Raw genomic sequence first — 26,749 nt, 5'->3', positions numbered from 1 at the left:
GCGGCCTTCCGGTCGTGGAAGGCTGGAATCTATTGCACGGCAGCCGATTTATCGGGTCAGGGAAGGATTCAGGCCAAGTCGGAGACGGAGCGGTGGTGGGCGTCGATGAGCCAGCGGCCGTCGCGCAGGGTGAGGGTCCAGGTGTCCTGTGCCCAGGCATCGGGGTGCGGCAGCGTGCTCGCGAAGACCAGGTTGCTGCGGCCGGTGACCAGCGCGACGTCGCAGTGCGCACCCAGGTAGCGGACGTCATCGAGGTCGACCACCGAGCGGCTCCCGCGCAGCCCGCGGGCGAAGACGATCGACATCTCGGTGCGGATGGCCGCGCGGCCCGCGAGCACGATCCCGGGCATGGTGGCGACGGCGCCCTCGGTGTAGCAGTGCGCGAGCGCGTCGGCGTCGTTGGCCGCCCAGGCGTCGAGGTACGGCGTCAGCAGGCCGGGGCGGGCGGGACAGTCGAGCGGGTGCGGCGCCGTCTCGGTACTCGGGTGGACGTCGTGAACCATTATCGGCTTGCCTTTCGGACCGGTATCCACTGATCGACCGACACCGGGAAACCAGTCGACAGGTGTACAACGGACACTAGTGCGCGACGCTGCGCGTGGTCCCGAATTCGCGCGGCATGCAGGCGATTCGGGCGATTCGCCCGGTTCGGGCGGCCCAGCCCCCGTCGTGCCGGAGACGGGGGCTGGGCGGGGGCGCATCCGGGTAGTTTCTCAGTACTCGTTGGCGCTGGGTTGGCGCCGGGTAAGCGTGCCGGAGAAGTCGGTGTCCGGTGGCACTCCGAAGTCGGTGATCAGCAGGGTACGGAGTTGATCGACCATGTCGCGCCTGCGTATTCGGGCGTAGAAGCGGCAGGCGCGCAGGAAGACCGTGACGGCCTCGTCGGTGCGGTGCAGCGCGGCCAGCGCCCGGCCGTGGGTCACCAGCGCCCGGCCGCGGTTGAACATGTCGGCGCAGCCGGTGAGGATGCGCACCGCCTCGGCCGCCTGCGCCTCGGCCGCCTCCAGGTGCCCGGCATTGAGGTTGGCGCGGGCCAGCGGGGTCAGCGCCCAGCCCTGTTGCAACCGGGGGCCGTGGCTGCGGGCGAGCCGCAGTGCGGCGGTGCAGAATTCGAGGGCGCGGTCGTGCTCGCCCGCCTCCGACAGTGCGGCGCCAGCCTCCTGCATGGCGAATGCCTCGATCTCGCCGAACCCCGCCCTGCTCGCCAACCTCAGGGCGGCCTCGGCCTGGCTGCCCGCCGGTTCGTGCGCGCCGACGGCGAGGTAGGCCTGCGCGGCGGCGACCCGGAGAATGCACTCGGCCCAGGGAACGCCGGTGCCGTCGAAGGCCGCGACGGCGGCCGCCACCCGGTCGGCCAGCTCGGCGGCGGGGGCGAGGTGCCAGTCGATGAGGGTGAGATACACGTCGGCCCAGGCGCGAAGCCTGCCGTTGCCCTCGGTCTCGGCCAGGGTGCGGGCGCGGCGCAGCCGGGGGACCGCCGCGAGGAACTGCCCGAGCCCGACGGTCTGCAACCCGCCCGCGGCGGCGAGCAGCCTGGCCTGCGCGGGCCGGTCGCCGAGCGACTCCGCCTCGTGCAGCACGGCTTCCAGCGCGCGCAGCGTCTCGCCGGGGTTGGTCCCCAGGTCGGAGAGGCTGACCAGCGCCCAGGCGACGTCGGCGGCCACCCGGACCACGCCCGCCGCCGCGGCGGCGCGCAGCAGCGCGATCAGGTTGGCCCGTTCCAGGTCGAGCCAGGCCTGGCCCGCCTCGTTGTCGGCGATCGGGCTGCCGCTCGCGGTGGTCGGCAGCAGGCAGTCGCGGACGGCGCTGCTCCGGAACACCCGGTGCAGGCGGTTCAGCGTCGCCAGGTAGTGGTCGAGCGCCCTCGGCACCGCCGCGGCGCCCTCCGGCTCCGGCTGCTCCAGCGCGAAGAGCCGGATCAGGTCGTGGAAGCGGTAGCGGTCGGGGCGCGGGGTGTCGAGCAGGCTCAGATCGACCAGCGCCTCGCAGATCTCCTCGGCCCGCTCCAGGGTGCAGTCCAGCACGGCGGCGCAGACCGCGAGCGGGATCTCCGGGATCCCGATCCGCGCCAGCAACCGGAAAGCCCTGGCCTGCGCGGAGTTCAGCTGGTCGTAGCCGAGCTGGAAGGCGCGCGCGACGGTCAGCTCCCCGACGTGCAGCAGTGCCAGCCGGGAGCGCTGGTCGGCGAGCCGGTCGCTGATCCTGGCCACGCTCCAGCCGGGCCTGGCGGCCAGCCGCGCGCCGACGATCCGCACCGCGAGCGGGAGGAAGCCGCAGCCCTCCACCGCGCGGTGCGCCGCGGCGAGCTGGGCCTCGATCCGCTCCGGGCCCGCGATCTTCGCGAGCAGCCGCAGCGCGTCGTCGCGGGGGAGCACCGGCAGCCGGAGCGGGTGCGCGCCGGAGAGCTCGCTCAGCGCGGTCCGGCTGGTGATCAGGACCGCGGTGCCGGTGGTGCCGGGCAGCAGCGGGCGCACCTGGTCGACGTCGCGGGCGTCGTCGAGCACGACCAGCACCCGCCGGGTGGCGAGCAGGCTGCGCAGCAGCGCCGCCCGGTCGACGACGGCGGCGGGCAGCTCGCCCTCCGGGACGCCGAGGCCGCGCAGGAAGCCGCCGAGCAGCACGTCGGCCGCGGCCGGGGCGGAGCAGGCCCCGTGCAGGTCGGCGTAGAGCTGGCCGTCCGGGAAGTGGTCGCGGATCCGGTGCGCGACGTGGATCGCCAGGCTGCTCTTGCCGACCCCGCCCATGCCGCTGATCACCACCGCGGGCACGCCGTGCGGGTCGGGGCGGCGGAGCCGCGCGGCGAGCTGGGTGACCACCTCGGCGTGGCCGGTGAAATCGACCAGGTCGGCGGGGAGCTGCGCGGGGATCACCGGGGCGGGTGGCTCGGCGGGCGCGGGGGGCGGCTCGTCGCGCAGCAGCTCGCGGTGCAGCCGGGCCAGATCGGCGCCGGGCTCGACGCCGAGCTCGGCGACCAGTTCGCTGCGGGTGCGGGCGTACACGGCCAGGGCCTCGGCGCGCCTGCCCGCCCGGTGCAGCGCGGTCAGGTGCAGGCCGCGCAAGCCCTCCCGCAGCGGGTGTTCGGCGCTGAGCGCGGCGATCTCGGGGAGCAGCGGCTCGGCGGGGCCGAGCGCGAGGTCGAGCGCGAGCCGCCGCTCCTGCGCGGCCAGCCGGAGCTCGGCCAGCCGCTCGCGGTGCCGCTCGGCGAAGGGGCCGGGCAGCCCCGCCAGCGGCGAACCCTGCCAGAGTTCGAGCGCGGCGGCGAGCTGCTCGCGCGCGGCCGCCTTGTCGCCTGCGTGCTCGCTGCGCCGCGCCCGCTCGACCAGGGTGCCGGCCAGCACCGCGTCCACGCTGCCCGCGGGCAGCCGCAGCGCATAGGCCCGGCCGACCGAGATCAGCAGTCCGGCGGGCTGTCTCGCGGCGCGCTCGGGTTCGAGCACCCGCCGGAGATTGGCGACGTGGCTGCGGATTCCCTGTACCGCCTGGCCGGGCGGGCGGTCGCCCCAGACGGCGTCGACCAGGTCGTCGAGCTCCACCGGGCCGCCCTCGTGCAGCAGCAGCACGGCGAGCACCAGCCGCCGCTGCGGGCTGCCGAGCTCGAGTTCCCGCGCGCCGAGCCTGCCGCGCACCGCGCCGAGCAGCGTGAAGCTCGGCGCGCCCGCCGTTCGCTCGCGGATGACGCTGCCCGCGGGGCCGACCTGGCGCAACGTCTCGACCTCCCGCGAACCCGAACTGATTCGTACATCTAAGCTTCCGGCGCAATTTCCCGCACCGGAAGCCCGGGTACTTTTCGTTCTGTTCGCGAAGTCGCTCAGGTGGTCTGCGGCGCCGGATCGGTGAAGGCGTGCTCCAGCATCTCGGCGGCGGCGCGGCCGACGGCGCGCCGCGCGGCGTCGACATCGGCCGGATCCCGGCCCGCCATCCGCTCGCGCAGCTCGGTGGCGCAGCGCTCGGCGAGCTGCGCGCAGTCGGTGCGGAGCTGCTCGACCAGCTCCAGGGTGTCCTGGGTGAGCAGCCCGGAGCCGGACAGCGTGGTCGCCAGCTCCAGGCTCTGCGCGTCGGTGACCAGCGGCTCCTCGGGGCCGACGCCGAGCACGTCGGCGAGGCCGTCGCCGCGGTCCCATGCGTCGAGGAGCTCCCTGATCCCGGCGAGTTTCATGCCGCGGCCGAGCAGCCTGCTGATCGTCTGCAGCCGGTCCAGGTGGTCCCCGCGGTAGTACCCGACCCGGCCGCGCACGTCGGGGGAGGGCAGCAGGCCGCGCTCGTGGTAGACGCGCACGCTGCGCACGGTGATATCGGCCGCCCTGGCGAGCTCGTCGATGGTGAATTCGGTTTCTGCGGCCATGTTCACAACGAAACCTCACGGGGCAACCGGTCTGATGGACCGTTCGATAGCGTATCGCTGGACACCGTAGCGCTCGACACTCCCTCTAGTCAACGTGCCGTTATTCAGGGGTATGAAGTCTTGCCGGGCGGCCAACGGTGGGTTACCGTTCGGGGTGTCGGCTTCTCGCGGCCGGCCTTCCGGGGACTGTCGTCAGCCCCGATGATCGTCCGATCCCATGGGACACGCACCGGGTGTGACGTGTGCCCTCGGTAATTCCGGAGATGACCATGAGCATTACGCGAATCCGTCCGTCCGGCGCGAATCATCCCGCGCCGGTAGACATTTCGAACTCACCCCCGAAGAACGCCGTGCGCCCGCCGTGTGCGGGCAGCCCCGCGGACTGGGACCTGGACGCCGGCGGCCCCGAGGCCTGGCGCTCCGCCGTCCGGGTCTGCGCGAGCTGCCCGCTCGCGGACCGCTGCGCCCAGCTCGCCCAGACCTTCATCGACCGCGGTGACACGCCCCGCGCCATGATCTGGGCCGGGGTGGCCTACGACAACTCCGGGCGGGTGATCGAGAACCTGGACGCGCACCGCCCCGCGCTGATCGACCACAAGCGCCCGGTGCGGATCATCCGCACCGGCAGGCGCCCGCGCGACACCGTGCCCGCGCTCCCCGCCCCGCGCAGGCACTTCGTGCTCGGCCGCCCGCTCGCGCCCACCGGAACGGACGGGCTGTGACGACGCTGGCGCTGGAGATCGGCTCGACCGAGCTCGCCGCGGTCCGGATCGCCGAGGACGTCGACGCCGACGCGGTGCGCCGGATCCCGATGCCCGCCAGGAACGTCTGGGAGAACTGCCGCTCGCTGCTCTTCGAGGCATCGGACGGGCTGGAGGTGACCGGGCTCGGCATCGCCTCGCCGGGGCCGATCGACATGAAGGCGGGCGTCGTCGCCCCCGGCGGGGTGCCGGAGTGGCGGGCGGGCTTCGGCATCGTCGACGCGGCGAAGGCGATGTTCCCCGGCGCCGCGGTGCGGCTCGGGCTGGACGGGGTCTGCCTCGCCATGGCCGAGCGCAACTTCGGGGCCGCGCGGGAGACGCTCGACGTGCTCGCGGTCGCGCTCTCCGGGCACGTCGCGGCCGGTGTCGTGGTCGGCGGGTACACCGTGGTCGGGCGTACAGGCAATGCCGGGCACCTCGCGCACGCGCTGGTCCCCGGCTTCGACGACCGCTGCGGCTGTGGCGGCCGCGGCTGCCTGGAGGCGGTCGCGGGCGGCACATCGATGCTGCGCTGGGCGCGCGGCCAGGGCTGGGCGGGCGGCTCGCTGACCGAGCTGCTCGACGCGGCGCGGGTCGGCGCCGAGGTGCCCGCGGCGGCCGTCGGGCGCGCAGGCACCGCGACCGGGCGCGCGCTGGTCTCGGCGGCGGCGCTGCTCGACTTCGACCTGGTCGTGCTCGGCGGCCAGGTCGCCGAGGCGGGCCCGGCGCTCTGGAAGCCGCTCGGCGAGGCGATCGCGACGCACGCCAGATTCAGCGCGGTCTCCGGGCTGCGGGTGGTGCCGTCGCCGCTCGGCGGGCTCGGGCTGCTGGCGGGCGCCGGGGTGCTCGCGCTGGCCCTGCCGGAGTAACCGCCGCTCCGGGCGGCCATTTCGCGGTCGTTCCGAAGTCGGACGGAGTTCACGCACCGGTTGATCACGCCGCTAAGTAACGGTACATTGAATGGGTGCGATGTGGACTGGCCCCGTGATTCCGTGGGTGACGATCGAGACGTTGACGCCGGAGACCATGTCGGTGGCGTCGGTCGGGGAGTCGCCCCGCGATTTCGCGAGCTGGCAGCGGGTGCTGCAGCGGCTGCTGTCCAAGACCCCCGCCGTGTACGACGGGCTGACCACGCTCGAGGTCGCCGAGGCCATTCGCGCGGCCCGGATCGGGGCGCAGGAGCTGGCCAGGACCGTGCGGACCGGCGCGGGGCGGTTCCGGCTGCTGCTGCGGCCGGTCTTCGGCCCCGCCGGTGACGTGCACGCGGTGCGGCTGTGGCTCGGCCCGGACGACACGCCCGCGCCGGAGCCGCCCGCCGCGGTCGGTGCGGTCTGGGACCTGGACAACCAGACCATCGAGCAGCCGGTCGGCATCACCCGGCTGACCGGCGGCTCGCCGGAGCAGTACGTGCCCCGGATCTCGCTGGCCGAGCTCTTCCACCGGGCGGCGAGCTTCGACCGGCACGCCGAGGTGCTCGACCTGCTCTACGACCCGGCCGGCGGCGGGCGGCTGCAGTTCGACGCCGCCATCACGCACGGCGGGACGCGACCGGGCCGCTGGCGCTTCACGATTCGCTCCCGCGACGACGAGCGGACCCGCGGCGCCTGGCTGCTGGTCGAGGACGTCACCGTGCCCGACACCCCCGCGGCGCCGCCGACGCTCGAGCGCATCGGCCTGCGCGAGGCGCACCGCAGGGCGGGCACCCACCTGGCGGTGCTGCAGCTCGACTTCCCGAGCATCTCGCACTGGCTCACCGACCCGGCGCCGTGGATCCGCTGGGACTACCTCTTCCGCCCGGTCGACGTCTTCCACCCGGGCGACCGGGCGCGGCTGGCCGAGCTCGGCGCGCGGCTCGACACCGGGGAGAGCGCGGGCGTCACCGTCGGCACGCTGAACTACGCGGGCGGCTACACCCCGACCTCGCTGCTGCTCTACCCGTACCCGGGCTGTTCGAGCACCCGGCTGGCGATCGCCCAGCTGGTCCGGATGGCAGGCGATCCGGCGCGGCCCGCGCCCGCGGATTTCGGGCACCCGATCGGGTACGACGAGCAATTGCACCACCGGCTGGCGGCCGGGGGCGACCGGAGTTCTGCCTGCTGAGCGGTTCCCATTCCTGGGAACCGCGTGGACGAGCGTGCCGAGCGGTGCGCTCTACCATTTCCGACATGAGGAACACGGTCCGCGAACGGGACGATTCGGAGGCTCTGCTCCGCCGGATGGTCGCCCGCCGCCGCCGTGACAATGCGATAGTGGCGATTCTCGCGGTGCTCGCCGTGCTCGGCGGCGGGAACGCGCTGCACGGTTTCTTCACCCCGGCGCCGCCCGGCCCCTCCGACGATTCCACGGCGGCGCTGATCGGGCGCGCGCAATTGGCCGGTTCGTTCGCGGAGCAATTCGTGGTGAGTTATCTGTCCGCGAATACCGCGCAGCGGGAGAAGCTCGGTGAGTACGCCGCCGTCGGACAGGTCGCGCTGCCGTCGAGCGGGCGACCGGTCGCCGACCCCGCGGTGGTGTACGTGGCGCGCACGGTCTCCGGCGGCGGGCTGGACGTGTGGAGCGTGACGGTCTCGGTGCGGCACGGCGCGCGGACCGGCGCGGCGGCGGCGGGCGAGCCGCGGCAGTACTACCGGGTCGCGGTCTCGACCGCGGCGGGCAGGCTGCGCGCGCTGGCCCCGCCCGCGCTGGTGCAGCCGCCCGCCCGCGGCACCGACCTGAGCCTCGCCTACGGCGCGCCGTGCGGCCAGGAGACCCCGCTGCACCAGGTCGCCGCGGGTTTCCTCGCCGCCATGCTCGCCGGTAGCGGCGATATCGCCCGCTACACCCAGCCGGGCTCGGCGATCGCGGCGGTGCAGCCCGCGCCGTTCAGCGCGGCCGAGGTGACGGCGGTGGACTCCGACGACCGCAGCTGCGGCGCGGAGAGCGCGCGGGCCAGGCTCTCGGTGCAGGTGACCCCGAAGGTCGACGGCGCGGCGGCGGCGACCCTGGTCTACCCGCTCACGCTGGTGCGCACCGGCGGGCAGTGGCAGGTGGCCTCGGTCGACCCGATCCCCGCGCTGACCGAGCCGCTCACCGTGGTGACCGGCGGCGAGGCGGGCCCGGCGGGCCCGGCGAACGCCTCGACGACACCGGCGACGACGACCGCGCGGATTCCGCCGCCGACCCAGAACTGAGCAGGAAAGAGAGCACCCCATGAGCAGCTTGACCAGCATTCTGGTAATCGTCCTGAATTTCGTCCGGTGGGCCGGGCTCATCGTGATCGCGATCGTCGCGATCGGAATTCTGATCGCGGAGAGCGCGCGCACCAAACTGGCCGCGACCCGCATTATCGGCGTCGGCGCCTCCGCGGTGCTCGCCGGTGTCGTGCTCTGGGTGCTGCCCGCGCTCATCAATTACGCCCGCATCGATTCCAACAGCATCGTGCCGAATTTCCCCGTCGGTTACGGTTCATGAGTGACGTCGTCAAGGTCTTCACCCCGATAAAAAGGGTGCCGACGGTCATCGGGAAATCGCAGAACGGGCAGAAGCTGCCCTTCGGGCCGTACACGCTCCCGCAGGTCGCGGCGGGCATGACCGGGCTGCTGCTCACCGGCATCGGCACCATGACGCTGCCCGCCAACCCGGCGGTCACCTTCCTGATCGGCACCGCGGTGACGGTGCTGATCGTCTTCGCCGGTGGCCTCGTGCCCTACACCGGGGTGCGGCTCTCCTCGCGGATCTGGTGGATCGGCAGGCTGCTCGTGCTGCGCAGGCCGGTCTCGGCCTCCGGGATGCCGATCGGCTCGGACTCGGCGGAGCAGACCACGTTCATCGAGGAATCGGTGGTGCTGCTGCTCCCGGACGCGAAGGCGGCGTAGCGGATGGCATTCGACCGGGATCTGCAGCCGACGGCCGCGGTCAGGGGCAACCTGCAGTTCACCCACTCCGGGCTGGTCACCGCGACCTACTTCGTGCAGCCGCTCGGCTACGGGTTGCGCAGGGGGAGCGACAAGTTCGACGTGAAGGCGGCGCACCACGCGCTCGTCACCAGCCTGCCGGACGGCGCGCTGCTGCTCGGCATCCAGGCCAGGCTGAACACCCTCGACGTGCTGACCAAGATGGTGGAGGGCGTCGACCTGGACGCCTGCGAGGACTACGCCGACGAGGTCGTCGCCTCCTTCGAGCGGATGCGGGCGATCGGGCCGCGCACCCGGATCCACCTGCTCTCCATCCCGGTCGGGGCGGGCAACACCGGCATCTCCGGGCTCGCCAGGGTCTGGCGCGGCAGCACCACCGCCGTCGACGCCACCGCGATCTCCCGGGCCGAGCTGGACGGCTACGCGGAGAAGGCGAACGAGATCCTCTCCCGGATCGGCGGCGACTTCGACCCGGTCCCGGTGCCGGCCTCGCTGTTCCAGTGGCTCTGGGAGCACTACCTCTCGCGCGGCGCGGTCGGCGACCCGGTGGCACCCGCGCGGGCGGGCGCGCTGGACGACGCCACCGCCGCGGTCTTCCGCTCGGCGGCGCTGGACGAGGGCGCCAGGACCGACGGCAACCGGCGGCTGCGCCCCTCCTTCGTCCCGGTGATCAAGGTGGTGCAGCCGGACTTCGAGTACCGGCCGTCCTACCAGGCCATGCTCACCCCGCACTCGTTCCCGTACTCGGGCATGGTGTTTCCCGGGGGAAGCGAGTTCCTGACCGTGCTGGAGGCGATGGAGAACGTCACCGTCGACTGGGCGATGCGGATCGCCACCCGCCCGGCCGACCAGGTGCTGAAGAACAACGAGCTGAACCTGCGCCGGCTCGGCGACCAGATGGACCAGCGCGACCAGGAGGTCTCGTTCGCGCAGAACACCCTCGCCGCCAAGGCGCAGATGCTGGGCGAGTACAACAACCACTTCGAGGTGAACAGCGGCGAGTCGGAGATCTCGTTCACCACCGTGATCGCCGTCGGCGGGCCCTCCCGCGAGGTCGCCATGGACGCGGTGAACACGTTGAAGCGGCGGTACAAGCGGTTCCAGGTGGAGCTGACGGCGCCGGTCGGCGCCCAGGTGGATCTGTGGTCGATGTTCGTGCCCGGCAGCCCGCCGCGGCGCGCCTTCGACGATTTCGCGCACATCGTCCCCTCCGACATGTGGGCCGGGTTCGTCCCGTTCATCACCAGCCAGGTCGGCGACGACAGCGGGCCGGTGATCGGGGTGAACCTGCTCTCCGGCAATTTCGAGCCGATCCACTTCGGCATCATGGAGGCGGCGCTGCACGACTTCTCCGCCTCGTTCGCGGTGACCGGCGAGCTCGGCTCGGGCAAGTCGTATTTCCTGAAGCTGATGGCGGTGCTGGTCCACGACATGGGCGGGCAGTTCCTCGCGCTCGACCGCAGCCAGGTCGGGGAGTGGGAGCACTTCGCGGGCACCATCGACGACGCGGTGGTGATCGACCTCGCCGACCCGGTCGTCTCGCTGGACCCGCTGCGGCTCTTCGACCCGCGGATCGCGGGCGAGCGCGCGCTCGACTCGATCCTGCCGCTGCTCGACCTCTCGCCCACCTCGGGCGCCGGCGCCGCCGGGAGCTCGCTGCTCTCGGTGAAGGGCATGGCCGAGCACGGCATCCGGAGCATGCTCGACCTCTACAACACGGTTCGGCGGCTGCGCGGCGCGGGCGAGCTGGGCGAGGAGTACGCGGACCTGGCGGCCCGGCTCGGCACCATCGTGGAGCGGGTGCCGGTGCTCTTCGACCCGGACTTGCCGCCGCTGCGGCTGGACGCCGCCGCCACCGTCGTCCGCAGCCACAAGCTGGCGCTGCCGAGCGCGGAGGAGCTGACCACCCCGCACCTGTACCAGCGGCTGCCGCTCACCAAGCGGCTCGGCACCGCGCTCTACGAGCTGGTCGGGGTGGCGGCGCGGGAGGCGTTCCTCAGCGACAACGGGCGGTTCGGGCTGCTGGTCGGGGACGAGGCGCACCACTTCACGCAGACCCAGGTGGGCGCCGCGGTCACCTCCGACTTCAGCAGGGACGGCCGCAAGCACCTGGCCGCGATCGGGCTCGCCTCGCACGACCCGGCGACCGACTTCCAGGGCGCCGCGCACAATCTCATCCCGAACCGCTTCGTCTTCCGGCAGCGCGACGAGGTGCTGGCGCGCAACAGCCTCGACTGGCTCGGCGTCGACCTGGAGGAGGCGCCGTTCCTGCTGCAGGTGCTGCGCGAGGAGACCGCGCCGCCGGTCGGGGCCGGACGCAAGGTGCCGGAGGAGCGGCGCGGCGAGATGTTCATGCGGGACGCGCTGAACCGGATCGGCCGCGGCAAGGTGCTCGGCCCGGCGCGGGCGGACCGGGCGGCCGCGATCACCAGCACCCCGACCGCCGCGCGACAGACCGTGCCGTGACGACGGAGCGCGGGCGCGCCGGGAGCGCGGCGAGGTGGTGGCGGCGCGGGCGGTCCTGGGTCACCGCCACCCGGCGCAGGCGCTGGACCGCCCGGCTGCTGGCCGTGCTCGCCCTCACGGTCGTCCTCCCGGCCGCGCTCGGCGGGGCCGCGCTGGCAGGCAGCGGCTCGGCGGGCACCCCCGGCTCGGTCAACAGCGCGCTGAGCTGGATGGCGGTGAAGGACTCCGCCGGGGTCCCGCTGTCGCAGTACATGTTCGTCACCGACCGCGGCGGCGTGCTGAACCCGGGCAACACCGTGCTCTCGACCATCATCAGCCTGGAGTTCGCGGGCTGGGCGGTGATCGTGACGACCGCGATCTGGATCATCGGCTACGCCCTGAGCTTCCAGTGGCTCGCCTCGATCGGCTCCGCCCTCGAGGGGGTCGCCGCCAACCTCAGCGGGCAGCTCGCCACCCCGATCATGCTGCTCACCGCGGCGGCGATCGGCGCCTTCTTCGTGGCCTACTTCATCGTGCGCGGGCAGTCGGCGAAGGCGGTGGCGCAGGTCTGCACCATGGTGCTGGTCGCCATCGCCGGGCCGTTCTTCCTCGCGCACCCGCTGGAGGACGCGCTGGCCGCGGACGGGGTGCTCGCCAAGGGCAGGGACGTCGGCATCACCGTGGCCGCCGGGCTGAACGGCAACACCGAGGTGAACCCCATGCGGCTGGTGGCGACCATCCAGACCACGCTCGCGGACAACCTCGCCCGGCGCCCGCTGCAGGTCTGGAACTTCGGGCACGTGATCGACGACCGGCCCGCCTGCGGCGGGGTCTGGACCAGCGGGATGCTCAGCGGCAGCGAGGACCGGGTCAAGGACGGGCTGCAGAGCTGCGGCGATACCGCCGCCTTCGTCTCCGCCTCGAATCCGGGGGCCGGGCAGATCGGGGCCGGGCTGCTGATGCTGCTCACCGCGCTGATCATCTGCGGGCTCGGGGTGATGCTCGCCTGGCGGATCCTGCGCGCCGGGATGCGCGTGCTCAAGCACGGCATCTACTCCATCTTCGGCTTCGCGGCCGGCGGCTTCGTGTACGGGCCGACGCAGTCGTTCCTGGTGTACAACATCGTGGACGGGCTGATCGCCGCGGCGGCCATGGTCGTCAACACCATCGCGCTCGGCGCGGCCTGCCTCTTCTACGGGAACCTGTTCCGGCAGGCGGGCGGGCAGGTCATGTCGGTCCTGGTGATCAGCGCCGGGGCCGGGCTGGTGCTGATCGTGGAGCTGAACCTGCTGAACCGGAAGATCGCCGGGGGCACCGACTGGATCGTGGACCGGATCGGGAACGCCATGCGCGGCGAGAACGGCCGGGCGGGCGGCGGCGCGATGGGAACGGGTGGCGGCGGCGGGGCCACCTCGATCGGCGGGCTCGGGCTGCTCAACACGCTGGCCGCGGTGAGCACCATCAACAGCTCCCCCGCGACGGAGTGGGTGTGGGGCGGGATCAGGAACCCGCTGCGGCCGCGGGCGCGCATGGAGAAGGCCATGCAGAAGTCGATGTGGGAGTACTACGCCGCGCCCGGGCTCGGTGGTGCCACCGGCTGGATGGCGCAGGCACAGCTCAACCGCGAGCAGTTCGCCGTGGCCGCGCGCGCGGGCGCCGAGCACGGCGGCGGCCTCGACACCCCGCGCGGCGCCGCGGCGGCGATCCGCAGGCTGCGGAACTCCGGCGGCCTGCTCGACGGCGCCTACGGCGCGCTCACCGGCGCCGGTTTCAGCGACCGCGAGATCATGGCCCGCGCCGTCCGCTCCTGGGGAATGATGGAGGACAACGCCGAGGACGAGACGCTCGCCAACAAGCACCTCGGCCACGTGGTCGCCGCCATGCAGAACGTGGGGCACGCCGCCGACCGGCTGGTCTTCGGCCACAACGGCGACCCGGACGAGATGGTGGCGCACCTGGCGACGCTGGAGTCGGTCGCGCAGCGGTGGCGCCTCGCGCACGCGGGCGGGGTCACCCTGGACGGGGGCGCCGCCATCGGCGCGCAGCGCAGGTACGTCGAGGACTACATGCGCGATCCGACCAAGACGAAGCTGGAAGCGCTGCAGAATGTGGCCGACGGCAACCGGACGAGCATTCCCCCCACCCTGCACAGCGTGGACCGGGATGCCGCCGGGCGCATGATGAAGTGGATCGGCAACGAGCACGCGAAACTGACAACGGAGGCGGTCGACGCCATCATGGCCGACGTCTCCGATCCGCATCGCATGCGGTATGCCCGGCGGGTCATCACCGCGGCCACCGACACCGACCTGTGGAGCTCCGGGGTGAACCGGACGCCGTGGCACACCCTGCAACCGCCGGGAACGCATCGCCCCGACGTCGCCGCGTGGCGCCGCGCCCTCTCCCCGGTCGCCGAACGGCTGCGGTGAGCCGCGATGTTCGGTCGGCTGATGATGCTCGCGTGGCTGGTGCCGCGGCCGCGGCGGCGGCGGGATCGCTCCGGCGGTGGGAGCGGGGCCCGGTGGGGTGGCGGCGCGGTCGCCGTCCTGCTGCTCGCCGTGCCCGCGGTGGCGATCATCGCCGCGGCGGGCTCGGTCGCGACCTCCGCCGCCGACCTGCGCTACCAGTGCGACAGCGCGGTCGGGCCGGACCCGTCCGGGAGCGGTGCGGAGCCGCCGCCGCTGACCGCGGCCCCGCCGCCCGCCGCGACGCCGAGCACCAATCCCTATGCGGCGCTGACGGTCCCGCCGGACGCCGGTTCGCTCTCGGCCTGGGAGCGCAGCTGCGTCGCCGCCATGCGGACGGCCCCGTACCAGGAGCAGCCGTGGGGGTACGGCAATACCGGGGTCGCGGCCGGGTGCGCGCGGGAGCTGGCGCTCGCGCGGCGCGACGCGGTCGCCGAGGCGGGCGCGTTCGTCCGGTCGGTGACCTACGGCGCCTCGCTCGCGGTGGCCTCCGGGCGCTGTGCGGAGGTGCCGGTCGAGCCCGCTGCGGGGAGCGCGGTCTGCGGGCGGCCGGATGCCGGTGGCGCGGTGCTGCTGCCGGAATCCATTGCCGCGCAGAGTGGGTGCGGGCAGCGGGTGCATCGGTCGGCGGTCTCGGCGGGTGACCTGGTGTTCTGGGACTTTCGCGGGAACGCACCGGGCAGGGCCGGGGTCGCGGTGGGGCCGGGGCAGCTGGTGACGGTCGAGCCGGGCACCGGGCTGGCGGTGTGGCAGGAGCTGCCGTCCGGTGCGGATGTCCGGGTGAAGCGCGTGCTGAGCGGGGCGGTATGACGAGCGCGGAGGTGTGGTCGATCGCGGAGGCGGTCGTCGCGGAGCCGGTGGAGACACCGGAGGACGGGGCGGGGGAGAACGGCGCGACGGTGACGCCGTGGTCCGGGCAGGGGCGCGGCGGGCGCGGTGGGCTGCCCGCCATGCCCGCGATGCCCGCGGTCGGCGCGCCCGGTGCCGCCGCGCCGGTGGCGGGCCCGCCCGGGAACACCGCGATTCCGGGGTTGCCGGGGATCACGGTGCCTTCGGCGCTGCTGCCACCCGCGCTGCGTCCGCTCGCACCGGGGGGCGCGGCGGCGGTCCCCGTGGCTCCGGCGGCAGCTCCCGCTCCCGTCCCGGCGCAGCCGCAGGCCGTCGCGGCGCCGCCGGCGAATCCGCCGCCACCCGCGCTGGATGCCGACACCGTCGCCGCGGTCCTCCCCGCCGCCACCATGGCGGGGACCATGGCGTTGGGCATGCTCCCGACCCTGGCCCAGTCCCTGCTCGGGGGCGGGGGCTCGGCCGGGACGGGCGGCGGCGCTCCGACGAGCGAAAGCACCGCCGCGCCCGGGGGCGGCACCGCGACAGCGGGCTTGAGCCCGCAGGACCAGCGGGTGCTCGAGGTCCTGAAGGCGCTGGTGGCGGCCTACGGCGACGGGGAAACCAAGGACCCCGAGACGCTCGCCCTCCGCAAGGAACTCGGACTCGCCCCCGGCTCCGGCGCCGGCGCCGAATCGGTCAAGGCTCGCCGCCTCTACCAGGCCAACTTCGCCAACGCCTACAACACCCTCGACAACCAACTCGCCAACTACATCACCCGCACCGCAGGCACCACCAAAATCGACCGCACCGCCATCCACAACCTGCTCCGCGAAGTCAACATCGCCATCAACGAACTCGGCCCCCAGGCCTACACCAAACAAGGCCAGCAACAGGTCCACACAATCCTCACCGCCGCCCTCACCAAAGCCAACGCCATCGCGGGCAGCACCAACACGGGCAACACCGACACCGCCGCCTTCATCAACCAGCTCACCGCCCAATACCTCAACAACATCGCGGGCAAGAAGACACCGGTCTCGGCCGGTGGCGCCGGAGCACCCGCGAGCGGGAAGGTGAAGATCGCGCTCGACACGGCTCGGGCGCAGTTCGGCAAGCCCTACGTGTGGGGCAACGAGGGGCCGAACTCCTTCGACTGCTCGGGGCTCATGCAGTACGCGGCCAGGGCCGCCGGGGTGAAGATCCCGCGGGTCGCCGCCGACCAGTACCGGCAGCTTCCGCGGGTGACCGGGCCGCTGCAACCCGGCGACCTCGTCTTCCCGGAGAGTTCCTTCGAGAACGGCGTCCCGGGGCACGTCATCATGTACGCGGGCAACGGCGTCTGCTATGCGGCGTCTCGGTCCGGGGTCCCGCTCGGCGAGGTGCCGCTGCCCAAGAACTATCGGGCCGCGCGCTGGGCCTGAGCGTTCAGTAGCCGACGTATCCGCTGCCGTCGCGCAGCCCGACGATGCCGGGCACATTGCTCACCGAGCCGTAGCGCTCGATCGCGTACCGCGTCCCGGCGATGATGTTGTCCACCGGGTTCCAGATATTGCCGTGGCCGGGCAGCGCGTAGGCGGCGAAGGTCGGGTCGATGGTCTGCATCAGCCCCTTGGAGGGGATGCCCGCTGCGGCATTGCTGTCCCACAGGTTGATGGCGTTCGGGTTGCCGCCGGATTCGTGCTGGATGATCGCCGCGATGGCGGCGGGGTCGATCCGGCTGGTGTCGTAGCCGTGCTGGCGCAGCACCCGCATGGCCTCGTCGATCCACTGCCCCTGCTGCCCGGTGGGGCGGGTGCGCGGCGGCCCGCCGGTGCCGCCCGCCGCGACCGCCGGGCGCTGGGTGGCGCGTTTGCGCGGCGCGGATTGCTGGAGGTACCGGTCGGCCAGCCCGGCGACCCGGTCCGCGGTGAGCGCCGCCGCGGCCTGCCCCTGGCCGAGCACCGTTCCGGCGCGCTGCAGTGCGTTGCCCAGCGTGCCGATCACGAGTTGCCTGCCGACCGCGGTGTTCTCGACGCTGCCCAGCGCGGTGAGCGCGGTGTTGACCTCGGCGATGATCGCGCCGATCGCGGCCCTGCCCTGCACCGAGTTGTCGACGGCGCCGTCCAGGATGCGGTTCAGTTCGGCGTTCATGGACTGCGCGGCGGCGTCCTGTCCTGCGGTGATCCCGCTGTCGGCGGCGTAGCGGGAGTTCAGGGCGCCGTCCCAGGCGATCGGGCCGGTCGGGCGGCCGTCGGCGAGCCGCGGGGGCGCGTACGGCTGGCCGGTGGCCGAGACGGGCGTGCCCGCGCCGTACTGGGCGGCGATCATGGCCAGCGTGCCGAGCGCGGCGGCGGCCATGGGCATGCTCGCGCCGGACTGCGCGGCCATGGCGTCGGCGCGGATCGGGGCCGTGCTTCCGGTGGCCGCCGGGGTGCTCGCGGCGGGGGCGGCGGTGGTGGCGGATGGGCCCGCGGTGCCGGCTCGGTGTGGCTGGGGTGGGGCGCGGGTGGGGTTGCGGGTCGCGGTGCCAGCTCGGCGCGGGCGCTCCGGGGCGGCGGTCGTCGCACGGGGGGTGGCCGGATCGTCCGGGCCGGTGGTCCGATCGTCCGGACCCGGCGCCGGATCGCCCGGGCCGGGCGCCCGGTCGGGCGGGCGGTCGGGGGATTTCGGAGGTCGGGTCGCCGGCATCAGTACCCCACGTACTTGCGGCCCGCCCGCACCGCCACCACGCCGGGCACATTGCTCACCGACCCGTACCGGTTGATGGCATAGCGAGCGGCGGCGACGATATTGTCCACCGGGTTCATGATGTTCCGGTGGCCGTCCACCGCCCAGCGGTCGAAGGTCGGGCCGATGGTCTGCATGAGCCCCTTCGACGGAATCCCCTTCGCGGCATTGCTGTCCCAGTTGTTCACCGCACTCGGATTGTTGCCGGATTCGTGCTTCGCGATGATCGCCAGCGCGGCCGGGTCGATCTTGCTCGTGTCGTAGCCCATGGCGCGCAGGATCTGCACGGCCTGCGCGATCCAGTCGCCGACCTTGCCGCCGGGGAGCCCGCTCACCGGGGTGGTGTCCGGTGTCCTGCGGCCCGCGATGTTGTTGAGGTATTGGGCGGTGAGCTGGTTGATGAAGCCGGCGGTGTCGGTGTTGCCCGTGTTGGTGCCGCCCGCGATGGCGTTGGCTTTGGTGAGGGCGGCGGTGAGGATTGTGTGGACCTGTTGCTGGCCTTGTTTGGTGTAGGCCTGGGGGCCGAGTTCGTTGATGGCGATGTTGACTTCGCGGAGCAGGTTGTGGATGGCGGTGCGGTCGATTTTGGTGGTGCCCGCGGTGCGGGTGATGTAGTTGGCGAGTTGGTTGTCGAGGGTGTTGTAGGCGTTGGCGAAGTTGGCCTGGTAGAGGCGGCGGGCCGCGACGTTGGTGGCGGCGCTGCCGGTGCCGGGGCTTCCGGTGAGTTCCTTGCGGAGGGCTAGGGTCTCGGGGTCCTTGGTGTCCCCGTCGCCGTAGGCCGCGGCCAGGTTCTTCAGCAGTTGCAGGGCGCGCTCGGCCGCGGGGCTCAATCCCGTTGCGACGGGGGCCGCTTCGGCCGGGTCGGCCCCCATGATGTTCGCGGCCGGTGTCGCCCCGGTGCCGGTGCCGAGTTTGGCGAGGGCGTCGGCGAGGGTCGGGAGCAGGTCCATCGCGGAGGTCGCGGGGGCGGATTCGGCCGATTCGCCGGCCTCGTCGTCCGCTCGCGTACGGTCCGGCGCGAGATCCGTGCCGGTGGTGGCGGGCGGTGCGACCGCGGGGGCGGCGCCGGTGAGCGGGGCAGGGAGGGCCGTGCCGGTCGGCGCGGCCTGCCGCAGCAGGGTCGCGGGTGCGGTGATCCCCGCCAGTGCGGGAAACGAGCTCGCAGGCAGCGGGTTCGACATGGGTACCGGACTCGCTGCGGCCACCGGGGTGGCCTGCGGCTCGCTTGGCGCGCCGGGTCGCAGCGGCACCGCTGCCCGGCGCTCACCCCGCGGCGACCACGGCGTCACCGTGACGGTCGCGGTCTCGTCCACCACCACCTCGGCGTCCACCGCTTCGGCCCCTTCGCCGGGCGGCCGGAGCCCGGCGCTGGTCACCGGCGCCCGTCCGCTCGCGCGCGCCGGAGCTGGACGGGGTTCATCCGGCGCTCCCTCCTCGTTCGCTGGTCGGCCGGTGGGCTCGGCGGCACGCCTCCCCAATCTTGGCCCGTACCTGCGCCGCCGGAATTCCCACCGATGGGAATCGCCGAGAATGGGGTGACCCGAGAGGGCGATCCGCAGGAGGCCGGGACCGCTGGACACCCCGCACGCGAGATAGGTGAAATGTCGTGTCATTGCTGGGCAGCATCCTCACCGGCGCGGCGAGTATGGCCGGGTACGCGATGGGAGGCCCGGTCGGCGGCGCGCTGGTCGGCGGCATCATCGGCGGTCTGGTCGCCGGTTTCGAGAGCGGGTGGGACCCGGAGGAGATGGCCGAGGGCGCCGCGTTCGGCGCCATCGGCGGGCTGATCCCCACCGCCGGGTTCGGCGTGAAGGGTGCGCTCGGCGCGGGCGCCTCGCTGGCCAAGGCCGCACCGACGCAGCTGGCGAGGACCGGGCTCTTCAAGTCGACGATCCCGCGTGCCCTCGGCGGCGCGCACGTCGCGCCGTGGCGCACCTACGCCGGGCTCGCCGGTGCGGCGTCCGGGCCCGGTCTCGCCAGGTCGTTCGATGACAAGTGGGATCGGTACCAGGCGGTCGATCGCGGGATTCCGCTCATCGACATCACCAGCCCGGCCGCGGCGCCGAAGATGCCGCGGGTCATGATGCCGGACCCGGCCCGGCTGCCGGAGGGGCTCTCGCTCTCGTCCGCGGTCGTCGACAACTACCGGAACAACCTGCCCGGCATCTACCACGCGAACTGGCAGGCCTTCGGCGCCGAATCCCGCGAACTGATGCCGAAGGCGTGGACGGCGGCGCCGGTCGCCGACGGGGAGGCGGCGAACATCCCCTCGTACTTCCAGCGGGTGCGGTACCTCGGTGAGCTGTACGAATCGCTGCGGCGCAGCGACGAGGCGGTCGCGGGGGTGGTGGAGAAGACCGCGGCGCAGGTGTCCGAGGGGCGCGAGGGGCTGAGTTCGCAGATCGCCTCGCTGACCGACATGGCCGGGGTGCACCCGGCCGACACGGAGAAGATCCAGGCGCTGGTGCAGGAGCAGCGGCTGAGCCCGGAGGGGCTGCAGACCGGCTCCGGCGCGATCACCGAGGACACCTATGTGCTGTCGGTGCTGGAGTCGGTGACCGCGCGGGCCGAGGCCGAGATGCGGGCGGCGACAGCGCTGTTCGGCGACCTCGCCGGCGAGGTGCAGGACCCGCCGGCGCCGCCGAAGGAGCCAGAGGCCACCGCCCCGAAAGTCGACGACGCCAAGGGTGACGGCGAGAACACCGGCACCGGCTCCACCCCGCCGGTCGGCGACGCCGTCACGGTGGACCCGGGCACCACCGTGCTGCCACCGGCGCCGCTGGAGTGGGGGAGCGACCCCGCGGGCACCACCACCGACCCGATGGCCACCCGCACCGGCGACCTCACCGGCACCTCGGCCCAGCCGGGTTCCGCCGGCGGCACCGGGACCTCCACCGGCGCCGGACCCGCCGCGGGCGCGGGCCCGCAGGTGTCCCCCGCCACCGTCGCGCAGCCCGCCGCCGCGGCGCCCGCGTCGAGCTCGTCCGGCCTCGACCCGCTGCTGCAGAACGCCATGATGCAGCGCGCCATGGCCGATTCCGGCCGCGGCACCGACCGCACCGGCAACCGGGAGCGCCCCGGTCAACGGCGGGGCTCCGACATCGCGCAGACCGCGAACCGGACCGCGAGCCAGCAGTCGCAGTCCCAGCAGCCCGCCGCGGCCAGGCAGCAGCCGGGCGCCCAGGCCCAAGCGGGCAGCACCGCGGCGAATCCCGCCGCGCGCACGGTGTCGGCCCCGGTCACCGGGGCGCCGCCCGCCGCGACGGCGGGTGACGGCCGCGAGCTCTTCACCTTCCCGGACGGCCGGACCCAGCTGGTCTCGCCGGTGGTCGCGCACGCGCTCTCGCTCGCGCTCAGCGACCACGCGGGCACCGACGCCAGGGCCGCCTACGCGCGCACCGCGATCCCGCTGCCGCCGCAGGGGCAGCCGTTGGGGGAGCCGGTCGGCCCGTCCGATCTGGCGACCGGCGTGGTCGCCAGCTGGGCGCCGCTGCCCGCGGCCGGACCCGGCGCCACCGTGACGACGGCGAGCGAGACCGAGCGGGTGACCACGGCCATCGTCGTCGCCTTCGACGGCGCGCCGCCGGAGGTGATCGTCGCGGGCGAGCTGCGGCCCTTCTCCGAGAGCGTCCAGCACGGCGGGCTCGACTTCGGCGCCTTCGGCGGGTTCCACCGCCCGGCCGGGGTCGACGTGGTCGCGCCCGGCCCCGGCCCGGTCGAGCAGCAGGTGGGCGCCCCGCTGACGGTCGCGGGATAGGCGGGGTGGCGCGATGACCACGATCCTCGGCCTGGCGGCCGATTTCGCGACGACGGCGGCCCTCACCCGGTTCCTGCCCGGCCCCAAGTGGACGGCCTCGATCGTCGGCGGCGCCGCGGGCGGTGTCGTCAACCAGGTGGTCAGCGGCAATACCGATATCGAGAGCTGGGCGACGGGCGGCGCCGTCGGCGCGGCAGGCGGGCTCGCCGGCCACTTCATGACCAGGGGCGCCGAGAAGTACCTGGCCGGCGCCTCGAAGAAGCTCGGCGACGAGCTCGCCGCGTACACGGCGCACGGGGCGGCCGGGACGACCCCTGGCAGTGCCCTGAACAAGGCGGTGCAGGGCGCGGACGACGCCAAGAAGGAGTTCGACCTGGCCAAGGCCGCGCTGAAGAAGGACCCGTCGGACACGGCGCTGCAGAAGGCGCGGCACGAGGCCTACCAGCGCTACAAGGACGCGCTCGCCAAGCGGGGCGCCGCCCCGAACGCGGCCAAGGACCGGCTCGGCACACTCGCCCGCGCGAGCGACGCGGTCAAGGGCGGCTTGGGCCATGCGCTCGTCGTCGCCGGGGTCTCGACGGGCGCGGTCTCGCTGTGGGACCTCAACCGGGAGAACACCCCCGGTGCGCAGCCCACCGATGTCACCTTCGTCTGGGTCGGGGAGCACGTGTCGATGTACCCGACCCCGCCGTTCAACCGAGACCCGGCCTACCCGGCGATCGGCGCCGGGTTCCTGCTGCAGCCGGAGGGGTTGGAGCGTGCGCTGGCGAACTGGCACGCGGGGGTGGGGAGCTCGCTCGCGGTCTCGCTCTCCGACGGCTACCGGCTCTTCGGCGAACTGGAGAAGCGCACCGAGCCGACCTCGCCCGCGATCGCGCCCTTCCGGCCGCCGGTCGTCACCGGCGCGGGAGCCGTCGGCACCAGCTACCCGCAGCTGGTCGACCGGCTCAACGGGATGGCGGCGAAGTTCACCGAGATCCAGAACGCCGTGATCACAGCGACCGATCAGAAGATGGACCAGATCAAGGCAACCGGGCAGGGGCGCATCGGTGGCCTGATCAGCGGTATGAACCTCGTGGTCGCGACGACCCCCGGCGGCAACTTCACCGAACTCCTCATCCAGGCCTTCGCCGATGTCGACACCGCCCTCGGCAGGGGCGGTGTCAGCGCCGACGATCTCGCCAAGGAGATCGACAGGAAGACCACCGAGCAACTGGCCGCCGACACCAAGGCGATCGAGCAGCTGAAGGCCTTGCTCGAACAGTCGAAGGGGCAGGGTGCCCCGCCGATCGTGGCGCCGGGCACCTCGCCCACCGACTACGGCCTGCCCGGCATCGGCGGCTCGACCCCGCCCGGGACCACCCTGCCCGGCATCGACGGGACCGGCACCGGCACCGGCACGGATTCCGGCCGCACCGCCGACGCGCTCGACCGCGCGGTGCAGGCCGCGCAGTCGGCGAACCAGCCCGCCCCCGCCACGCCGATCACCCCTGGCGCGGTGCCCGGCGTGAACCCGGGGTCCGGGATCGGCTCCGGCCTCGGCATGGGCTCGGGCATGGAGATGCTGCTCCCGATGCTGGCCCAGCAGGCGATGAGCAGGAACTTCGCCGACCAGGACCGCGACCTCGGCCGGGGTATGCGCGACCCGGACCGCGGGATCAGGCCGCCCGCCGTGCAGACCCCGCCGATCGCCACGCCCGCCGTCGCGGCGCCCGCACCGCAGGTCACCGCGCCGGGCACGACCCCGGCGCCGAGCGCGAATCCGGCCGTGCACGCGCCGAACACCACCCCCGGCCAACCGGGTGTCGGTGCGCCGGCCCGGGTCGTCGGCGAGGACGGCAAGGTGCCCTACGACTTCCCGGACGGGCGGCACCAGCGGGTCTGGCCCGCCGTGGCGGAGGCACTGGACGCGGCGTTCGCGGACAGGGAGCACACCGACGCGCATGCCGCCTACGCGAAGACCACGGCGAAGTGGAGCGACGTGAAGTCGCTGGAGCGGGTCGATCCGTACGCCATGCAGACCGGTGACGTCGCCACCTGGGTCTCGATCGCCGCCCCGGCCGACACCGGGCCGATGGAGCCGCCGAAGGCCGAGATGTCCACCGGCGCACCGCCGATGGGCGCGAACGTCGGCGGCCCGGCGAGCGGCGACGTGGCGCCGCCGCAGGACGGCACGCGCGGCTCCGCGCCGGGAGCGGACCGCACCGCGCTCGCGGTGGTCTTCCCGGCCGAGGAGGGCGGCACCCTCGAGGTCATCGTCCAGGGTGAGCTGCGGCCCTTCCAGGCCGAGCTGGCGGATGCCACCGGGCCGCTCGGCGATTTCGGCGGCTTCGCGCACCCGCCCGGGGTCGGGGCCGCCGCGCCGCGCGGCGGCGAGCAGGTGCCGGTGGGCGACCCGGTCGCGGTACCGGTGGTCTGAGCGAGGGAAGGAGGGAGCGATGGTCCTGAATGTCGATGTCGACGAGCTGGTCCGCACGGCGGCGGCGCTCGCCGCGCTCGCGCGCGACGCGGGCGGGGCGATGCCGGGCGGCTGGGTGGTGCCCGCGGGCGCCGACCCGATCTCGGCGACGGCGGTGCCGCGGCTGAACGGCCAGGCCGCCTCGCTGCTCAACGAACTCGGCGGGCTGCTCGGCGAAATCCAGCGCACCGCGAGCAAGGTCGGGGCCGCGGCGGTGGACTACACCGCCACCGACGCCGATGGCAGCCGGGCGCTCGGCGGCAGCGGCGGCGAGCAGGCCGTCAACCCGGTGCCGGAGGTGGTGTCGCTGCCGATCCGGCTGCCGCCCCCGGTCGGCGGCATGCCGGACGCCACGGTCGACCCGCTGACCTTCGCCCGCGCGCTGCACACCGGCCCCGGCCCCGGCCGCGCCACCGAATTCGCGGGCACCGTGCGCAATTTCGCGGGCACGCTGCTGGCGGGCACGGCGCCGGGGGTGACGGCGGCCGCGGGCACGCTGCAGGGCTGGACGCCGGTGGGCGCGGCGGCGAGCACCGAGCTGCTCGGCCAGCACGGCAAACTCACCGGGCTCGGCGCCCGGCTCGGCACGCTCGCCGACGGCATCGACAGCTACGGCACCGCGTTCCGGCTGGCCAAGGCGAAACACCCGACGCCGCAGGAGATCCTGGCCGCCCGCCGCAAACTGCTCACCGCGCTGCGCTCGAAGGACGCCGTCGGCACCGAGCTGGCGCTCGCCGAGTTCCAGGAGCAGAACGCGCGCTCGGCGGAGACGATCACCGGGTACACCGGCGCCGTGGAGTCCGGCGTCGGCGCGGGTCAGGCCGCCGCGGGCGCCGGGGCGGACGAGGGCTCGGGGCAGGGCGATTCGAGCATGATGAGCGCCATGCTGCCCGCGCTGATGAGCGCCATGAGCGGCATGGACGGACTGCAGGGCGGCGACGAGTACGACGACGTCGGCTACGACGACTACGGCTACGACGACGGCTACTACTCCGACGACTACGGCATCCCGAGCTTCACCGGCGCGGGCCCCGGCTCGCCCGGCGCGCCGGGCGGCATGCCGGGCGTCGACGCCGGGATCCCGGGCGATACGGCGTTCGCGGTCGGCGCCATGCCCATGGTGAGCGGCACCGGCACCGCGCCGAGCACCGCCGGGCTGCCGCGCGCCTCGGTGATCGAGCCGCTCGGCGGCGGCTCGCAGGCCGGGGCGAACGGGTCGCGCGCGGGCAGCCCGTACATGCCGTACATGCCGATGGCGCCCGGCATGGGCGGCGGCCAGGGCGGCGGGGGCGGCGACCGCAACCGGGTCGTCGCCTGGCACCCGGACCGGCTCATGTACGTCGACGACACCCCGCACACCGACCCGGTGATCGGCGAACGGCCGAGCATCGCCCCGACGGTGACGCCGCCGACCCCGGCGCCGCCCACCCAGCAACCGTCCTCCGGAGGTACCGCATGAGCAGCATCCACCCCGACGTCCAGGCCGCGCTGGACGCCGCGCGCGACCTGCGCCACCGGATCGCGGACATGCGGGAGCGGATCGACGCCATCCGGGCGCGCAGGCCGTCGCCGAGCGGCGCGGTGATCCCCGAGGTCGACGCCATGGGCCACCTCACCGACCTGTACCTGGCGCCCGGCACGACCGCCCGGTTCACCGGCGCCGAGCTGGCCGCCGAGATCATGGCCGCGATCAGGGAGAGCTCCGCGGACGCGGCCCGCCAGTACCGGGCCATCATGGACGACACCGCCGAGACGGTTCCCTCGTGACCGTCGGCTCCGAGCTCGCCGAGGTCACCGTCGCCGACACCGTGCGCTGGCTGCACGAGGAGGGGCTGGTGCGGCTGGCCGCCGTCGCCGACCAGGCGCTGCGCAACTTCTGCGCCTTCACCGTCGACGTGCGCACCGGCCGGGTCGGCGCGCACCCGGAGAGCGGCGGCGAGGAGGGCGCCGAGGTGACCTCGCTGGCCGCCGACGACCTGCCGCACCCGGTCGGCTCGGCGCAGCGGCTGGTGGTGGTCGGGGTCACCGCCGCCGAGGAGGTGCTCGTGGTGGATCTGGCCGCGACCCTCGCGCTCTCCATCAACGCCGACCGGCCCGCGCTCGCGGCCCGCTCCTGGGTGCTCCAGCTCATGCTGAACCCGGCGGTCTCGGTCACCACGAACAGCGCGGAGGTGGTGGCGGGGGACAACCAACGGTTGCGGCAGAGCTTCATCCCCGGCAGCGGCGCGACCCTGGTGAACATCGACGACGACCGCCCGCCGCTCACCGCCATCACCTTCAACGCCACCGACGACGGCCCCGACCACCTCGACCTGGAGCCCGACGGCACCGGCGAGATGTACCTGGGCAGCCGGTTCTGGCGGCTGCGGCACGTGCTGTGCGTCGCGGACGAGCCGTGGGCCGAGCTCGCGCGGCAGCTGGACGATTCACCCGAGGAGGACGCATGACCGACGAACCGGTGTTCCGGGACGACGAGGACGCACAGGAACCGGCCGAACCCGACTGGGAGCACGCCGTCTACGAGGTGTTCAACCCCGAGCACACCGTCGGCGTCGCCTGCGACCGGGACGGCGAGGTGGTCGGCATGCACCTCGCCGACGACGCCGGGGAGAACGGCGAGCCCTGGCTGGCCGCGGAGATCCTGCGGGTGGCCCGGCTGGCGCACGAGAAGTCGCGGGTCGGGCTGCGCGCCGAGATGGAGTTCAAGGGCACGCGGCCCTACACCGTCGACTCCTTCGACCTGCCGACCGAGGAGTCCTACCGGGCGCTGGAGGCGGCCGAATTCGGCAGGGCGCGCTCGTGAACCTCGATATCGACGACCCGGACGAGGTGATCGCCGCCGCGACCGGGTTCACCACCGCCATCGACACCGTCGGCGAGCTGGTCACCCTGGTCACCGGGGAGCTGGAGCCGCCGCGGCGCCCCGGCTCGGCGCTCGATCGGGTGCTCGCCGACCGGCTCGGCTGGATCGTCGACACCTTCGACGGCGCGCTGCGCAACGACGCGGGCCGCACCGCGCTCACGCTGCGGCAGATCACCGAGACCGCGCGGGCGCTCGGCGCCGCCGACATCGCGGGCGGGCAGGCGACGCGCTGGACCGGAGCCGGCTGACCCC

General features: G+C 73.8%; 22 protein-coding genes. 17 read left to right on the top strand and 5 right to left on the bottom strand.

The genetic code is table 11. The annotated features are described in order from the left end of the window. Positions 1-68: 68 nt before the first annotated feature. The 3 genes from ACFUJ1_RS19570 to ACFUJ1_RS19560 form a co-directional block, all read right to left on the bottom strand. The gene (locus ACFUJ1_RS19570; RefSeq protein ID WP_378647490.1) at positions 69-503 is read right to left on the bottom strand and encodes an SgcJ/EcaC family oxidoreductase; all 435 of its coding nucleotides are present in this window, start codon (positions 501-503) and stop codon (positions 69-71) included. A 210-nt stretch (positions 504-713) separates the two neighbouring features. Continuing rightward, complete coding sequence (locus ACFUJ1_RS19565; protein WP_378647488.1) at positions 714-3,704, bottom strand: BTAD domain-containing putative transcriptional regulator; 2,991 nt, start codon at positions 3,702-3,704, stop codon at positions 714-716. Positions 3,705-3,808: 104 nt separating this feature from the next. Further along, positions 3,809-4,342 (bottom strand): MerR family transcriptional regulator, encoded by a 534-nt coding sequence (locus ACFUJ1_RS19560; RefSeq protein ID WP_378647486.1) that lies wholly within the window; start codon positions 4,340-4,342, stop codon positions 3,809-3,811. A 350-nt stretch (positions 4,343-4,692) separates the two neighbouring features. On the opposite strand from ACFUJ1_RS19560, the gene ACFUJ1_RS19555 reads away from it, so the two are divergent. From ACFUJ1_RS19555 to ACFUJ1_RS19510, 10 genes are all read left to right on the top strand, one after another. After that, a complete protein-coding gene (locus tag ACFUJ1_RS19555) occupies positions 4,693-5,064 on the top strand; it encodes a hypothetical protein (protein WP_378612833.1) in 372 nt (123 codons plus the stop codon). Further along, on the top strand, positions 5,061-5,951 hold the full coding sequence (locus ACFUJ1_RS19550; RefSeq protein WP_378647485.1) for an ROK family protein: 891 nt from the start codon (positions 5,061-5,063) through the stop codon (positions 5,949-5,951). Before ACFUJ1_RS19555 ends, ACFUJ1_RS19550 begins: the two co-directional genes overlap by 4 nt. Before the next feature lie 100 nt (positions 5,952-6,051). Then, positions 6,052-7,182, top strand: coding sequence for a GAF domain-containing protein (locus ACFUJ1_RS19545; RefSeq protein WP_378647484.1), 1,131 nt, complete (start codon positions 6,052-6,054; stop codon positions 7,180-7,182). Between the two features lie 65 nt (positions 7,183-7,247). Next, entirely contained in the window at positions 7,248-8,252 is a 1,005-nt protein-coding gene (locus tag ACFUJ1_RS19540) for a conjugal transfer protein (RefSeq protein WP_378647482.1), read from the top strand. Between the two features lie 19 nt (positions 8,253-8,271). After that, a complete protein-coding gene (locus tag ACFUJ1_RS19535; RefSeq protein WP_233019411.1) occupies positions 8,272-8,532 on the top strand; it encodes a hypothetical protein in 261 nt (86 codons plus the stop codon). Continuing rightward, positions 8,529-8,936, top strand: coding sequence for a hypothetical protein (locus ACFUJ1_RS19530; protein ID WP_378647480.1), 408 nt, complete (start codon positions 8,529-8,531; stop codon positions 8,934-8,936). Before ACFUJ1_RS19535 ends, ACFUJ1_RS19530 begins: the two co-directional genes overlap by 4 nt. Before the next feature lie 3 nt (positions 8,937-8,939). Further along, positions 8,940-11,441 (top strand): ATP-binding protein, encoded by a 2,502-nt coding sequence (locus tag ACFUJ1_RS19525; RefSeq protein ID WP_378647478.1) that lies wholly within the window; start codon positions 8,940-8,942, stop codon positions 11,439-11,441. Next, positions 11,438-13,849: a hypothetical protein gene (locus ACFUJ1_RS19520; protein ID WP_378647476.1), complete on the top strand. Its 2,412-nt coding sequence runs from the start codon at positions 11,438-11,440 to the stop codon at positions 13,847-13,849. Before ACFUJ1_RS19525 ends, ACFUJ1_RS19520 begins: the two co-directional genes overlap by 4 nt. 6 nt (positions 13,850-13,855) lie before the next feature. Next, complete coding sequence (locus ACFUJ1_RS19515) at positions 13,856-14,695, top strand: hypothetical protein (RefSeq protein ID WP_378647474.1); 840 nt, start codon at positions 13,856-13,858, stop codon at positions 14,693-14,695. Then, the gene (locus tag ACFUJ1_RS19510) at positions 14,692-16,134 is read left to right on the top strand and encodes a DUF4226 domain-containing protein (RefSeq protein WP_378647472.1); all 1,443 of its coding nucleotides are present in this window, start codon (positions 14,692-14,694) and stop codon (positions 16,132-16,134) included. The genes ACFUJ1_RS19515 and ACFUJ1_RS19510 overlap by 4 nt, the downstream gene beginning before the upstream one ends. A gap of 4 nt (positions 16,135-16,138) precedes the next feature. On the opposite strand, the gene ACFUJ1_RS19505 is transcribed toward ACFUJ1_RS19510, so the two are convergent. Both ACFUJ1_RS19505 and ACFUJ1_RS19500 read right to left on the bottom strand, forming a co-directional pair. Further along, positions 16,139-17,380, bottom strand: coding sequence for a transglycosylase SLT domain-containing protein (locus ACFUJ1_RS19505; RefSeq protein WP_378647470.1), 1,242 nt, complete (start codon positions 17,378-17,380; stop codon positions 16,139-16,141). Continuing rightward, positions 17,380-18,795, bottom strand: coding sequence for a DUF4226 domain-containing protein (locus tag ACFUJ1_RS19500; protein WP_378647468.1), 1,416 nt, complete (start codon positions 18,793-18,795; stop codon positions 17,380-17,382). Before ACFUJ1_RS19500 ends, ACFUJ1_RS19505 begins: the two co-directional genes overlap by 1 nt. 230 nt (positions 18,796-19,025) lie before the next feature. Here ACFUJ1_RS19500 and ACFUJ1_RS19495 point away from each other — a divergent pair, with 230 nt between their 5' ends. From ACFUJ1_RS19495 to ACFUJ1_RS19465, 7 genes are read left to right on the top strand one after another with little or no spacing between them, the layout of a single operon-like run. After that, positions 19,026-21,176: a hypothetical protein gene (locus ACFUJ1_RS19495; protein ID WP_378647466.1), complete on the top strand. Its 2,151-nt coding sequence runs from the start codon at positions 19,026-19,028 to the stop codon at positions 21,174-21,176. A gap of 13 nt (positions 21,177-21,189) precedes the next feature. Then, positions 21,190-23,595, top strand: coding sequence for a hypothetical protein (locus ACFUJ1_RS19490; protein ID WP_378647464.1), 2,406 nt, complete (start codon positions 21,190-21,192; stop codon positions 23,593-23,595). Between the two features lie 19 nt (positions 23,596-23,614). After that, the gene (locus tag ACFUJ1_RS19485) at positions 23,615-25,093 is read left to right on the top strand and encodes a hypothetical protein (RefSeq protein WP_378647462.1); all 1,479 of its coding nucleotides are present in this window, start codon (positions 23,615-23,617) and stop codon (positions 25,091-25,093) included. After that, positions 25,090-25,401: a hypothetical protein gene (locus ACFUJ1_RS19480; RefSeq protein WP_378647460.1), complete on the top strand. Its 312-nt coding sequence runs from the start codon at positions 25,090-25,092 to the stop codon at positions 25,399-25,401. Before ACFUJ1_RS19485 ends, ACFUJ1_RS19480 begins: the two co-directional genes overlap by 4 nt. Continuing rightward, positions 25,398-26,081 carry a hypothetical protein gene (locus tag ACFUJ1_RS19475; protein WP_378647458.1) on the top strand — a complete coding sequence of 228 codons (684 nt, stop codon included), beginning with the start codon at positions 25,398-25,400 and terminating at the stop codon, positions 26,079-26,081. Before ACFUJ1_RS19480 ends, ACFUJ1_RS19475 begins: the two co-directional genes overlap by 4 nt. Next, positions 26,078-26,437 carry a hypothetical protein gene (locus tag ACFUJ1_RS19470; protein ID WP_378647456.1) on the top strand — a complete coding sequence of 120 codons (360 nt, stop codon included), beginning with the start codon at positions 26,078-26,080 and terminating at the stop codon, positions 26,435-26,437. The genes ACFUJ1_RS19475 and ACFUJ1_RS19470 overlap by 4 nt, the downstream gene beginning before the upstream one ends. Continuing rightward, positions 26,434-26,745, top strand: coding sequence for a hypothetical protein (locus ACFUJ1_RS19465; RefSeq protein ID WP_378647454.1), 312 nt, complete (start codon positions 26,434-26,436; stop codon positions 26,743-26,745). The genes ACFUJ1_RS19470 and ACFUJ1_RS19465 overlap by 4 nt, the downstream gene beginning before the upstream one ends. Positions 26,746-26,749: the final 4 nt, after the last annotated feature.

Origin of the sequence: Nocardia sp. NPDC057227 (genome assembly GCF_042669725.1) — a bacterium.
GTDB lineage: Bacteria > Actinomycetota > Actinomycetes > Mycobacteriales > Mycobacteriaceae > Nocardia > Nocardia asteroides_A.
This window is presented reverse-complemented; position numbering and strand designations above follow the sequence as displayed.

Bases quoted from the DNA above. Each gene is read 5' to 3' on its own strand.
- ACFUJ1_RS19570 (WP_378647490.1), bottom strand. From the start codon at position 503: ATGGTTCACGACGTCCACCCGAGTACCGAGACGGCGCCGCACCCGCTC.
- ACFUJ1_RS19560 (WP_378647486.1), bottom strand. From the start codon at position 4,342: ATGGCCGCAGAAACCGAATTCACCATCGACGAGCTCGCCAGGGCGGCC.
- ACFUJ1_RS19545 (WP_378647484.1), top strand. From the start codon at position 6,052: ATGTGGACTGGCCCCGTGATTCCGTGGGTGACGATCGAGACGTTGACG.
- ACFUJ1_RS19540 (WP_378647482.1), top strand. From the start codon at position 7,248: ATGAGGAACACGGTCCGCGAACGGGACGATTCGGAGGCTCTGCTCCGC.
- ACFUJ1_RS19535 (WP_233019411.1), top strand. From the start codon at position 8,272: ATGAGCAGCTTGACCAGCATTCTGGTAATCGTCCTGAATTTCGTCCGG.
- ACFUJ1_RS19530 (WP_378647480.1), top strand. From the start codon at position 8,529: ATGAGTGACGTCGTCAAGGTCTTCACCCCGATAAAAAGGGTGCCGACG.
- ACFUJ1_RS19525 (WP_378647478.1), top strand. From the start codon at position 8,940: ATGGCATTCGACCGGGATCTGCAGCCGACGGCCGCGGTCAGGGGCAAC.
- ACFUJ1_RS19515 (WP_378647474.1), top strand. From the start codon at position 13,856: ATGTTCGGTCGGCTGATGATGCTCGCGTGGCTGGTGCCGCGGCCGCGG.
- ACFUJ1_RS19510 (WP_378647472.1), top strand. From the start codon at position 14,692: ATGACGAGCGCGGAGGTGTGGTCGATCGCGGAGGCGGTCGTCGCGGAG.
- ACFUJ1_RS19505 (WP_378647470.1), bottom strand. From the start codon at position 17,380: ATGCCGGCGACCCGACCTCCGAAATCCCCCGACCGCCCGCCCGACCGG.
- ACFUJ1_RS19490 (WP_378647464.1), top strand. From the start codon at position 21,190: ATGACCACGATCCTCGGCCTGGCGGCCGATTTCGCGACGACGGCGGCC.
- ACFUJ1_RS19485 (WP_378647462.1), top strand. From the start codon at position 23,615: ATGGTCCTGAATGTCGATGTCGACGAGCTGGTCCGCACGGCGGCGGCG.
- ACFUJ1_RS19480 (WP_378647460.1), top strand. From the start codon at position 25,090: ATGAGCAGCATCCACCCCGACGTCCAGGCCGCGCTGGACGCCGCGCGC.
- ACFUJ1_RS19470 (WP_378647456.1), top strand. From the start codon at position 26,078: ATGACCGACGAACCGGTGTTCCGGGACGACGAGGACGCACAGGAACCG.